The 12,275-nt window shown below is 50.4% G+C and carries 12 protein-coding genes and 1 pseudogene; 5 read left to right on the top strand and 8 right to left on the bottom strand.

What is annotated here, in order from left to right:
* The 6 genes from citG to citC are packed head-to-tail and all read right to left on the bottom strand — an operon-like array spanning position 1 to position 5,226.
* Positions 1-879, bottom strand: a complete 879-nt coding sequence (citG, locus tag FFT88_RS08570; RefSeq protein ID WP_135404615.1) for a triphosphoribosyl-dephospho-CoA synthase CitG — start codon at positions 877-879, stop codon at positions 1-3.
* Entirely contained in the window at positions 854-1,405 is a 552-nt protein-coding gene (gene citX, locus FFT88_RS08565) for a citrate lyase holo-[acyl-carrier protein] synthase (RefSeq protein ID WP_000550408.1), read from the bottom strand. The genes citG and citX overlap by 26 nt, the downstream gene beginning before the upstream one ends.
* A gap of 3 nt (positions 1,406-1,408) precedes the next feature.
* A complete protein-coding gene (gene citF / locus FFT88_RS08560; protein WP_130219423.1) occupies positions 1,409-2,941 on the bottom strand; it encodes a citrate lyase subunit alpha in 1,533 nt (510 codons plus the stop codon).
* A 10-nt stretch (positions 2,942-2,951) separates the two neighbouring features.
* A complete protein-coding gene (citE, locus tag FFT88_RS08555; RefSeq protein ID WP_000622357.1) occupies positions 2,952-3,860 on the bottom strand; it encodes a citrate (pro-3S)-lyase subunit beta in 909 nt (302 codons plus the stop codon).
* On the bottom strand, positions 3,857-4,153 hold the full coding sequence (citD, locus tag FFT88_RS08550; protein WP_135404614.1) for a citrate lyase acyl carrier protein: 297 nt from the start codon (positions 4,151-4,153) through the stop codon (positions 3,857-3,859). Before citD ends, citE begins: the two co-directional genes overlap by 4 nt.
* Before the next feature lie 14 nt (positions 4,154-4,167).
* Positions 4,168-5,226, bottom strand: a complete 1,059-nt coding sequence (citC, locus tag FFT88_RS08545; RefSeq protein ID WP_135404613.1) for a [citrate (pro-3S)-lyase] ligase — start codon at positions 5,224-5,226, stop codon at positions 4,168-4,170.
* Between the two features lie 378 nt (positions 5,227-5,604).
* Between citC and dpiB the strand changes: the two genes are divergently transcribed.
* The gene (gene dpiB / locus FFT88_RS08540; RefSeq protein WP_135404612.1) at positions 5,605-7,263 is read left to right on the top strand and encodes a sensor histidine kinase DpiB; all 1,659 of its coding nucleotides are present in this window, start codon (positions 5,605-5,607) and stop codon (positions 7,261-7,263) included.
* Positions 7,232-7,912, top strand: coding sequence for a two-component response regulator DpiA (gene dpiA, locus FFT88_RS08535; RefSeq protein WP_130206469.1), 681 nt, complete (start codon positions 7,232-7,234; stop codon positions 7,910-7,912). Before dpiB ends, dpiA begins: the two co-directional genes overlap by 32 nt.
* 38 nt (positions 7,913-7,950) lie before the next feature.
* Here the strand turns inward: dpiA and dcuC are convergent, their stop codons facing one another.
* Positions 7,951-9,336: an anaerobic C4-dicarboxylate transporter DcuC gene (gene dcuC, locus FFT88_RS08530; protein WP_130206471.1), complete on the bottom strand. Its 1,386-nt coding sequence runs from the start codon at positions 9,334-9,336 to the stop codon at positions 7,951-7,953.
* Positions 9,337-9,897: 561 nt separating this feature from the next.
* Here dcuC and pagP point away from each other — a divergent pair.
* Together pagP and cspE are read left to right on the top strand one after the other, a co-directional pair.
* Positions 9,898-10,458 carry a lipid IV(A) palmitoyltransferase PagP gene (gene pagP / locus FFT88_RS08525; protein WP_135404664.1) on the top strand — a complete coding sequence of 187 codons (561 nt, stop codon included), beginning with the start codon at positions 9,898-9,900 and terminating at the stop codon, positions 10,456-10,458.
* Positions 10,459-10,632: 174 nt separating this feature from the next.
* Positions 10,633-10,842 (top strand): transcription antiterminator/RNA stability regulator CspE, encoded by a 210-nt coding sequence (gene cspE / locus FFT88_RS08520; protein WP_000034825.1) that lies wholly within the window; start codon positions 10,633-10,635, stop codon positions 10,840-10,842.
* Between the two features lie 53 nt (positions 10,843-10,895).
* On the opposite strand, the pseudogene crcB reads toward cspE, so the two are convergent.
* Positions 10,896-11,280: pseudogene (gene crcB, locus FFT88_RS08515) on the bottom strand (fluoride efflux transporter CrcB).
* Between the two features lie 92 nt (positions 11,281-11,372).
* Between crcB and FFT88_RS08510 the strand changes: the two are divergent.
* Complete coding sequence (locus tag FFT88_RS08510) at positions 11,373-12,161, top strand: deaminated glutathione amidase (RefSeq protein ID WP_135404611.1); 789 nt, start codon at positions 11,373-11,375, stop codon at positions 12,159-12,161.
* Positions 12,162-12,275: the final 114 nt, after the last annotated feature.

The following is a 12,275-nucleotide window of genomic DNA, read 5'->3' as shown; positions in this document are numbered from 1 at the left end:
TTAAATCTGTGCTAAAAACCAGGTAAGGATCAGCAGGTCGGCACTGCCGCCTGGACTGAGATTTCGTTCGATACACTCCCTGTCGAACTGCCGGAGATAATCGAGATCGGCGGGGGTTCGAATGCCCCCTTTTTGCAATAATGTTTGCGCCTCGCGCTGTAGCCAGCGCAGGCCCCCCTCGCCACCGCGCGATGCAACATTGGTATCGCCGTTGGTAGCCATCAGTAGGAGCAAGGTATCGAGCAATGCCAGTTCAGGATCTAACCCCTGATCCAGCAGAGTGAGGTAGTGCGGCAGGGCGTGGTTGATCACCAGTGGATAACCTGCTTCGGCTTCACCGCGCGCGCCGGTAAGGCCTAGTTGCTGGTACAACCGTTGACCTGCGGTCAGTTGTTGATTATTGGTACGCAGTTCGCGATCGGTCAGACCACGGCAGAAACTTGCCGCCGTAGAACAAACGGTTGCGGGCGTTACCGGCTGGTTGAGCTGAAGCAAACGGCCAATCGCCGCGCACAGTAGCCCTAAAGAAAAAATGCTGCCTTTATGCGTGTTTACGCCCGCTGTGGCACGGAACATATCGCCTTCACAGGCCATACCAATTGGGCGTAATCCGTGGAGTACTGCTTCGGGGGCCATTTCTGCACTATAGGCACCAAATTCGATAAAACGGGGTAACCAGGCCTGGATCGCCAGTGCGCTACGGTGGAAATCTTCCAGCGCCATATCTTTGTGCGCACCGCAGTTAATGCGATCCACGAGGCCTGGTTTCGGTGACAGATTGACTTCAGTCAGCATGGCGCGCCAGCCCAGCAGGGCGTACTCATCGATTAATGACGTCGCAAGCTTTGTGGTTTTAGTTGACGTTGCAGGCATCGACATCGTTCAGCAGCGCCTCCATGCGGTTGAGTAAATCGGTCAGTTGGTGGGTTTTTCCACGCGCGCAGACGGCTGCGCTTTGCTCGCATAGCAGGCAGCGGCGAGGCGGCAGCGAATAATCGCGGCGGGAGAGAATTTCGCCTTCGGGCGTCAGGACATCGATATCCCATAAACGCCCGAGAGGATGGCTATGTTCAAGCTCAATGGTGGCGAGCTTGAGGTCGCGAGCTGGAGCGGCAATGCTCAACATGCCCTCCGGCCCGCTGGCGGAAACCAGTGCAGCCTGCTCCTGAATTTGCCAGCCCTGTTTTGCGGCTAAGGCACGCAAGGCTGTCACGCCATGATTAAAAATTCGGCGTGTGACCTCGCTGTCTTTAATCGGACCCGGCGCAACCACGGTAAAGGAGACCAGTGGAACAGGATGGCGCTTGAGCCAGGCGTGTTGCCGTGCTTGCCTTTCATCCCGGCTGACGAGCAGCTCGGGAATTGACACCGCATGGTGGCTGGCGAGTTCAGGAAGCAGGTGCATGGCTTATTCCTTCACCTGATGCACAACGTCAATCACCGAGCCATCGCGGTAGCGCACGACGGCAACGACGCGGTCGGTGAATTCAATCGGCTGTGGTTCACCGGTCAGCAGACGCGCACGTTCGCGCAGCCACTCAATGGAAACCACTTTAATGCCTGCTTCCTGCAGACGTTCTGCCAGTTCCGGACGTGCCGGGTTAACAGCGATGCCGTGGTCGGTGACCAGAATATCGACGCTGGACCCTGGGGTAATGCAGGTCAGCACGTTATCCACCAGAGTCGGGATACGACCGCGCACCAGCGGCGCAACAATGATGGAAAGCGCAGAGGCAATTGCGGTATCGCAGTGACCGCCGGAAGCGCCACGCAGCACGCCATCAGAGCCGGTCAGCACGTTGACGTTGAACTGGGTATCAATTTCCAGCGCGCTCAGTACCACCACGTCGAGACGATCAACCGATGCGCCTTTAGAGCCCCAGTTAGCGTACTGGTTGGCACTGATTTCGATGTGATTGGGGTTACGGGCCAGCGATTGCGCAGCGTGGCTGTCAAAGCTCTGCACATCCAGCAGTTTGCGGATCAGACCTTTTTCGTGCAGATCAACCATCGTTGCGGTAATGCCACCGAGGGCGAAGTCGGCGCGAATATCGCGGCTACGCATTTTGTCTTCCAGGAAACGGGTTACCGCAAGCGAAGCGCCGCCGGTGCCGGTCTGCAGGGAGAAACCTTCTTTGAAGTAGCCAGAGTTGACAATCACATCCGCAGCGCTGCGGGCAATCAGCAGTTCGCGCGGGTTAGTGGTCATACGGGTTGCGCCAGCGCCGATTTTTGCGGCATCGCCGACACGATCAACTTTGACGATCAGATCAACCTGATCCTGTTCAATGCTCGCCGGGTTATGCGGATAAGGCAGCAGTTCTTCGGTGAGCATCACCACCTGTTTTGCGTTGTCGGCATCAACCATTGCATAACCGAGGGAGCCGCAGCAGGCTTTTCCGGTGTAGCCGTTGGCATTACCGAATTCATCACAGGACGGGACGCCGAGGAAAGCAACGTCGATGTTCAGTTCGCCGCTCTGTACCAGATGCACGCGACCGCCGTGGGAGTGGATTTGTACCGGTTCAGCCAGCAGGCCACGGGAGATTTCTTCTGCCAGTGGGCCGCGTAAGCCGGAGGTATAAATGCGGGTAACCACGCCCTGGCGAATGTGTTCTACCAGCGGCGCATGGCAATCACTCAGGGAACTGGACGCCAGGGTCAGGTTTTTAAAGCCCATCTTCGCGATGACGTCCATCACCATATTGACGGTCAGGTCACCGCCACGGAAAGCGTGATGGAAGGAAACAGTCATGCCGTCCTGTAAACCAGAACGACGAATGGCTTCTTCCAGGTTGGCGCACAGTTTGCGATCGCGCGCTTTTTCAGCCTGATAGGTTTGTTTCGGCGAGTTCTGGAAAGCGGCAAGATCGCATTCAGCGTGACGATTCCAGGCTGCTACCCGTTCTTGTCGTTGAGATTGTTCAATTTTCTGCGTCATTTTGATTGCCTTATTCTTCGCGGATGCCTGAAAGTTCTGCACGGGAGAGCACCAGACGGGCGCGATCGATAACCGGACCGTCAACCATCTTGCCGTTCAGGGAAACGACGCCAAGGCCTTCGCGAGCGGCGGCTTCAGCGGCTTCTACGACGCGGCGTGCGTGATCCACTTCTTTCTGGGTTGGAGCGTAGAGGTTGTGCAGCAGATCAATCTGACGCGGGTTGATCAGCGATTTGCCGTCAAAGCCCAGCTGTTTGATGTGGGCGGCTTCTTGCAGGAATCCGGCTTCGTTGTTGGCGTCGGAATAGACGGTATCGAACGCCTGAATACCCGCAGAACGTGCGGCCTGCAAAATAGAGCAGCGAGCGAACAGCAGTTCAGTTCCTTCCGGGGAGCGTTCTGTACGCAGGTTGCGCACGTAGTCTTCTGCACCGAGGGCGATACCTATTAAACGCTCGGAAGCGTGAGCGATTTCCACCGCGCGGGTAATGCCCAGCGGAGATTCAATCGCCGCCAGCAGCCCCGTGCTGCCGGGTTCGCGACCGCAGGCTTTTTCGATACGCAGGATCTCTTTTTCGATATCCAGAACGTCCTGAGCGGTATCGGTTTTCGGCAGACGCACAACGTCTGCGCCGCCACGAACGACGGCTTCCAGGTCGTTAACGCCCCATTCAGAATCCAGCGCGTTCACACGTACGATGGTTTCAATATCGCGATACAGCGGATGTTGCAGCGCGTGGTAGACCATACGACGTGCAGTGTCTTTTTCACGCAGCGCCACGGAGTCTTCGAGGTCGAACATCAGAGCATCAGCTGGGTAGATGAAGGAGTTGCTGACCATCGCGGCATTGGCGCCAGGCACAAACAGCATGCTGCGGCGGGTGCGAGTTTTACGTTGTTGCAGCGAAGCAGAAATCATTGGCAATCCTCCCAAGGCAGTGCCGGGATACCGCTGGCGCGCGCCAGCAAGGCTTCCAGTCGTGCACGTAAAATGCAGTCCAGTGCGCCTTTGTCATCGATATTCAGCTGTACGCCGCGCACGTTATAGCGGGCGAGAACGTCCAGAATGGTGGTGCGAATCGCATCGCCAAACTGTTTCTCAACGCTGCTGTTGATTTGCAGGTCGATATCCTGCGTATCGAGTGGGGCGATGCGTATCATCACATCCCCAGACTCAAGGGTGCCTGCAACGGCGGGCTGGTTTATTTTCATTTTTCACCTGTTTCTTATGCGGGGGTCTTTTGACGAACTGCCGCGTCCTGGCGGGCGTGTTCAAGCAGATTCTGCAAGTAATGCAGAGTGGGTGCCGGGACCAGTGGCGCGATAGCCGTGAGATCGTTTTTCACCAGCAGTTGACGTACCCGGGAAGCGGATATCGGCAGTTCCTGGTAACGCAGTCGCTCAATTTCAACCAGTTCGATGGGCGGTGCGGAGATGGTCGGTGCTTCCAGCCAGTAGCGCATATCCTGGTTGTACTGGGCGGTCACGCGACAAATGGGTTCAGTACCAACAAAGCGGTGAGTAACGCCCAGCGCGGGCGCGAGGTACTGACGGAAAATTTTCAGGTCAATTTCGGTGTAACAATGGTTGATGACGCTCTGTTCTTTAATGAAGTAGCAGGGGAACGTGGCGCGGGAGATGATGTACTCGGAGCCGCGATGCACGGTCAGACGCGGAATATCGGCGGTGCCTTTTAACACCAGATCTAACCGGTCGTCATAGGGAAAGCGTGAAGAATCTTCTTTGACTAAAAACAGATGCAGCCAGTCGCACTGTGCCGCAGCTTGTTGAATCAGATAACGGTGGCCGTTAGTAAAGGGATTGGCGTTCATGACGATACAGCCAATCTTCTTCCCTTCATGACGGAATTTCTTCAGCGATTCGGCATAGCGTTTCAGACGTGTGGCGCTATTTTCCATCAACACCATCACGCCAGGTACGCTGGTTAACGTATAGAAACCGCACTGACGGAACAGCGCCTCGTATTCGGTTTTGGTATAAATAAACAGATGCGTGCTGTGCCGTTCATAGGCGAGGTTTATCAGTTCGGTGGCTAATGTCAGTGCCAGTCCTTCACCGCGAACCGATTCACTGATAGCGACGCACTTAATGATATTTCCGGCAATTCCGCCGCAGGCAATAAGGCGGTCGTTACGGGTTACGGTAATAAATACCTCGACCGTGGTGTCAACACTCAAATCATTTTCATGCAGAAAGTGGGTAATTTCCGCCATCTTTTTATTTTCTGAACGTTTTACCCGGGTGAAAATATCATTGCCGAACATAATAAATAGTATCCTGAAGGTGCATGTTGTTATCGGTTTGCAACAAATGTTGTTCGATGTAGCAAATTGATAACCTTTTATTTTCAGTTGAGAGAAAGGGCTGTGAGTGAGGTATTTCTGTTTCTCCTTTCGCCATACATCCTAAGGAGTATTGCATCGTGAAATTTTGATTTATTTCACATAGAGTTAGTGGTTTTTTATTTATTTAATGGTTTTAAGTTTTTTAATTAATGTAATTACGAATTGACCCATAGGTTTAATTGATTTAATTGATTTAATGAATGAAATTTGTCACGATCATATTTGATATTTATAAATCGAGATTCAACATTTTAATTACATCCGCCAAAAAACAGGGCTTACCCCGCAAGGAAAACAATGTTGCAGCTTAATGAGAATAAACAGTTTGCTTTTTTCCAACGACTGGCGTTCCCGCTGCGTATTTTTTTGCTGATTTTGGTGTTCTCGATATTTGTCATCGCTGCGTTGGCGCAATATTTTACGGCCAGCTTTGAGGACTATTTAACGCTTCATGTTCGTGATATGGCAATGAATCAAGCGAAAATTATTGCCTCCAATGACAGTATCATCACCGCAGTGAAAACGCGTGACTACAAACGACTGGCTACTATTGCCAACAAATTGCAAAGAGATACCGACTTCGATTATGTGGTGATTGGTGACCGGGATTCGATCCGCCTTTACCATCCTAATCCGGAAAAAATTGGCTACCCCATGCAGTTTACCAAACCGGGAGCGCTGGAAAGAGGGGAGAGTTACTTCATCACCGGCAAAGGGTCGATAGGTATGGCAATGCGCGCTAAAACGCCGATCTTTGATGACGATGGCAAAGTCATCGGCGTGGTGTCGGTGGGGTATCTGGTGAGTAAAATCGATAGCTGGCGGGCTGAGTTTTTATTACCGATGGTGGGTGTGTTTGTCGTGCTGTTAGGCATTCTGATGCTGCTGTCGTGGTTCTTAGCTGCGCATATCCGCCGCCAGATGATGGGTATGGAACCAAAGCAGATTGCGCGCGTGGTCCGCCAGCAAGAGGCGCTTTTTAGTTCGGTTTATGAAGGGCTGATTGCGGTGGACCCGTATGGGCATATTACTGCCATCAACCGCAATGCAAGAAAAATGTTGGGGCTGAGTTCTCCCGGACGGCAGTGGCTGGGCAGACCTATTGCAGAGGTTGTTAGACCGGCTGATTTTTTTACCGAACAAATTGATGAAAAACGTCAGGATGTGGTGGCGAATTTTAATGGTCTGAGCGTTATTGCTAACCGTGAAGCTATTCGTTCTGGTGATGATTTGCTAGGTGCAATTATTAGTTTTCGTAGTAAAGACGAAATATCTACCCTTAATGCGCAACTGACGCAAATTAAACAATATGTTGAAAGCCTGCGCACACTACGTCATGAACATCTCAATTGGATGTCTACGCTCAATGGTCTGTTGCAGATGAAAGAGTATGATCGTGTGCTGGCGATGGTTCAGGGGGAGTCCCAGGCTCAGCAGCAACTTATTGATAGTCTGCGTGAAGCATTTGCCGATCGCCAGGTGGCGGGGCTTCTTTTTGGTAAAGTGCAGCGCGCCCGGGAGCTGGGGCTAAAAATGACGATTGTTCCAGGCAGCCAACTTTCACAACTGCCGCAAGGGCTGGACAGCACTGAATTTGCGGCGATAGTGGGCAACTTACTCGATAATGCCTTCGAAGCCAGTCTGCATAGTGATAAAGGGAATAAGGCAGTCGAATTATACCTGAGCGATGAAGGCGACGACGTGGTAATCGAAGTGGCCGATCAGGGCTGCGGCATTCCAGAGTCTCTTCGCGACAAAATATTTGAGCAGGGCGTCAGTACGCGTGCTGATGAACCCGGTGAGCATGGCATTGGGTTGTATCTTATTGCCAGCTATGTAACGCGCTGCGGTGGAGTTATCACTCTCGAAGAGAATGATCCCTGCGGTACTTTATTTTCAATCTATATTCCGAAAGTGAAACCTGATGACAGCTCCATTAACCCTATTGATCGTTGAGGACGAAACACCGTTGGCAGAAATGCATGCGGAATATATTCGTCACATTCCCGGCTTCAGTCAGATATTGCTGGCGGGAAACCTGGCGCAGGCCCGAATGATGATTGAGCGTTTTAAGCCGGGGCTTATCTTGCTGGATAACTATCTTCCTGATGGTAGGGGCATTAATTTGTTGCATGAGTTGGTGCAGACGCATTACCCCGGCGATGTGGTGTTTACCACTGCCGCCAGCGATATGGAAACGGTATCTGAGGCTGTGCGCTGCGGTGTGTTTGATTATTTAATCAAGCCAATCGCTTATGAGCGTCTGGGGCAGACATTAACTCGTTATCGCCAGCGTAGACACATGCTGGAAAGTATTGATAGCGCCAGTCAGAAGCAAATTGATGAGATGTTCAACGCTTACGCTCGCGGTGAACCAAAGGATGAGCTGCCAACTGGCATTGACGCGTTGACGCTAAACGCAGTGAGAAAACTGTTCAAGGAGCCTGGTGTGCAACATACGGCTGAGACAGTAGCGCAGGCTTTGACCATAAGCCGCACCACCGCGAGACGTTATCTTGAATATTGCGCCAGCCGACATCTGATCATCGCCGAGATTGTTCACGGCAAAGTCGGCCGGCCGCAGCGCATTTACCACAGCGGATGAAGAGGGTGCCGGAGGATGCGCTCCTCCGGCCTGGGAAATTACTTACCAGCAACCGCGGCGGTAGTACCGGGCACCATCAACTCTGTAGCCACAATGACAATCACCAGCCCAACAAGCACCGGCACCGAGGTGCGTTTAACCACTTCAAAAGGTGATATTTTAGCCATCCCCGCAACGGCAACCACCACGCCAGAGACTGGCGAAAGCGTGCGCCCCAGGTTTGACGCCTGCAGCATCGGGATTGTCAGGTACGCCGGGTTAATGCCGGAAGAGTGTGCCAGTTTCGGGATCATCTCAACAAAGGCATAGAAAGGCGCATTGCCGGAACCCGTGGTGACTGCTGCCAGCATTGTCAGGATAACCAGCACCAGCATCAGGATAATGCTCGCCGAACCGAACGAGGTGGCGATTGAGATCAGGCTCTGGATAAAGCCGATGGTGCTAAGGCCCTGAGCGAAAACCCCTGCGGCAACTAATAACATGACTACGTTAGCGAAGGCATCAGCCATGCCGCGGTAAGCTACCTCGAGGCCCGAAAAGACTTTTTGCGTATTAAAGCCGCGAAGAAATTCCAGAACAGAGGCAATCAGCATACAGATCACCAGAATGGTGATGATGTGCAATTGCGGACCCCATTTGCCGTCAAAAAATAGCACGCCAATGATCGGTGTAAACGGCAGAATGGCGTAAAACGCGGGCGCGGTGGTTGTTATTTCGCTGACATCTAACATTTCATGAGAGATGTGCTCTTTTTTGTCCAGATAACGCTGCCAGAAAAAGTGGGCAATCGCCATGCCGATAATCGCGGCAATTGAGATAGGAAGTGTTGTTTTGAAGGCGAAGTCAATCAGCGGCATTTCAGAAGCCTGTGCTGCCAGCACCACATCACCAGATGTTGGTGCGAGAATAATTGCTGCTGGTGAGGCACAAATGGCAGCTGCCGCGCCGCGACTGATACCAACGTTCACCATCACCGGGAACAACGTTGCCATCAGTAAAACGCCAAGACCGGTTGCGGAAGAGACTGCCAGTGACATCAGACAGGCGACAAAGTAGGCGGCAATCATCAGCAGGTAAGGGGAGTTAATGTACTGCAGCGGTTTTGATGCCAGTTTGACAACCATATCGTTTGCGCCAATGTGGGTCATGTAAGCGGCAAAGCCACACAGCATCATGATCATCATGCCGAGATCGCCGCCACGGCTCATCAGTAATATTTTAATGTATTCAACGATATCTGTGGCGCTGTAGCCAGTGGAAGTCTGGCTGGAAGGTAAAACTTTGTGTCCCATTATAGCGCTGATGATCAGCAGTAGCAGGCCGCCAACAAATAGCACCCCGGTGGCGGAATACCCTTTAATGATGTAGCGAGCTACACCCACAATAACGACAACCCCAATAAGGAGTTCAATAAATGTCTGCATATTCTTTCCTGTCTCCAGAATCTACAATAAATAATAAAAAAGTCCTAAAATAAGAAAAAAATATGCCGAATAAATTGACATCGGATGCTGATTGAAATCAAGAAAGCTGTCATTAAGACATTGATGTTGTTGTTTTTATACCTGGATAACAAAATTTATTTTAGGGGGAGTAATTACAACATGGTGATGTTTATAAACTGATGAATAATTGATGCGATTTTGTTAATTATTTTGTGGTATTTTGTCCGTCCAAAAAATAATCTTGTATGCGTATCATGTGGCAATGCAAACAATGACTTTATTGATGGTTTATTGTATCTAATTGAAAAATAAATGAATGATAATTATTTTTATGGGTGTAACTTTTATTTGCATGAGTTGTTCTTTAGCTGAAAATATTTCTTAGTCTCCGGAATAATCCGATGGTTTTATTAGTAAATTTCATGAAATAAATTTTTTCAGACACTCGGATTATTCTTTATGTTTGCCTTGTTAAGGTTGTATTTATTTTTCTTTGGCTATGCTGGTAATATATTTTTGATAAGTTTTCTGTGGTTGCTAATGGGCGCTAGTAAATGTGTTACCGTATTTTCCTTTACTTTTATTCAGTTAATCAGCATTGAAGAAGTTTCTGCTAGTGCAGAGCAATGGATTGCGACATTTAAAGATAATGTCGCAGAAACCTGGCTGCGGCCAGAACATTATGATCTGTATATTCCCGCCATTACCTGGCATGCACGTTTCGCTTATGACAAAGAAAAAACCGATCGCTACAACGAAAGACCGTGGGGTGGCGGTTTTGGTCAGTCGCGTTGGGATGAGAAAGGCAACTGGCACGGTTTGTACGCGATGGCGTTTAAGGATTCGTGGAATAAATGGGAGCCCATTGCCGGATACGGTTGGGAAAGTACCTGGCGACCGCTTGCCGATGAAAACTTTCATGTCGGTCTGGGATTCACCGCTGGTGTGATGGCGCGTGATAACTGGAACTACATACCTGTTCCGCTGATACTGCCATTGGCTTCTGTGGGCTATGGCCCTGCAACTTTTCAGATGACCTATATCCCTGGCACTTACAACAATGGCAATGTTTATTTTGCTTGGATGCGGTTTCAGTTTTAGACAAGTCACGTTTTAATAAAAACCTTAAAAATCAGTATGTAATGAAATTAACATCAAAAATAACGCGACTTTTATCACTTTTTCGTAAAGTTGCACTGGACAAAGCGTACCACAATTGGTGTACTGGTAACCGACACAGCATTTGTGTCTATTTTTCATGTAAAGGTAATTTTGATGTCTAAGATTAAAGGTAACGTTAAGTGGTTTAATGAGTCCAAAGGATTCGGTTTCATTACTCCGGAAGACGGCAGCAAAGATGTGTTCGTACACTTCTCTGCAATCCAGACTAATGGTTTTAAAACTCTTGCTGAAGGTCAGCGCGTAGAGTTCGAAATCACTAACGGTGCCAAAGGCCCTTCTGCTGCAAACGTAATCGCTCTGTAAGATACGTCAGCAAGAATTCAAAACCCGCTTATTCAGCGGGTTTTTTTTGGTCTTCAGTGTGCGGTTGATGCTGAAAATAGCCAAAAAGCCAGTGCGGTCATGGCAAAGGAACCTAACAGGTTAACGAAGACGTTCAGTAGCGCCCAGCCAAAACGCCCCTCCTGCAATAAAAACACCACTTCTGCCGAAAATGATTGAGAAAGTCGTTAGCCCGCCACAAAAACCAGTGGTGATTAATACTTTCCACACCGGATCGATATTAGTCATGCGGCTAAACCAGGCAAACCCCATTCCTATGATAAATGCCCCAATCAGGTTTGCTGCCAGAGTTCCGAGTGGAATAGCCTGGTGCAGTGGGTTAAACCGCATACTTAACATCCATCTCGCCACGCTTCCCGTACCACCACCAATAAAAACTGCTAAAAGGAGTTGTAACACAGCTAAATCCTGCTATTTGATTTGTATGAGTGATAAGTTTAACGCCGAATATTCGTCGTTGGCGAATTTTACAACTCTGACAGGAGGTGGCAATGCTGGTTGCCGCAGGACAATTTGCTGTTACATCAATATGGGAAAAGAACGCTGAGATTTGCGCCTCGTTAATGGCACAGGCGGCGGAAAACGACGTATCGCTGTTTGTCCTGCCGGAAGCGCTTCTGGCGCGCGACGATCTTGACCCGAATTTGTCAGTTAAATCGGCACAGTTGCTGGAAGGGGAATTCCTCGAACGTTTACTGCGGGAAAGTAAACGTAACATGATGACGACGATTCTGACGATTCATGTTCCCTCAACCCCTGGGCGCGCGTGGAATATGCTGGTGGCGCTGCAGGCGGGGAAAATTGTCGCCCACTATGCCAAATTGCATCTCTATGATGCGTTTGCCATTCAGGAATCGCGCCATGTGGATGCAGGTGATGAAATAGCCCCTTTACTGGAGGTTGAAGGCATGAAAGTGGGGCTGATGACCTGCTATGATTTACGCTTTCCAGAGTTGGCATTAGCCCTGGCATTACAGGGGGCGGAAATCCTGATCCTGCCAGCGGCCTGGGTTCGCGGGCCACTCAAAGAGCACCACTGGTCAACCTTGCTAGCCGCTCGTGCTCTGGATACCACCTGTTATATGGTGGCAGCGGGGGAGTGCGGGAACAAAAATATCGGGCAAAGCCGGATTATAGATCCCTTTGGCGTCACCATTGCGGCAGCGGCAGAAATGCCTGCACTCATTATGGCGGAAGTGACGCCCGAACGTGTGCGTCAGGTGCGCGCGCAACTTCCCGTCTTAAACAACCGTCGCTTTGCGCCGCCGCAATTATTATGATGTTTTTTTACTCGGCGCTTGATTCACCTTGTTACAGATTGCTATTGTGTGCGCGCGTCGAATGACCGTTAATATTCTCTGGTTTTTAAGGCGCGTTCTGTTGCCAGTTTTATG

This window comes from Escherichia sp. E4930, assembly GCF_005845405.1.
GTDB lineage: Bacteria > Pseudomonadota > Gammaproteobacteria > Enterobacterales > Enterobacteriaceae > Escherichia.
The sequence above is the reverse complement of the archived record's forward strand: the minus strand, read 5'-3'. Positions and strand labels throughout refer to the sequence as shown.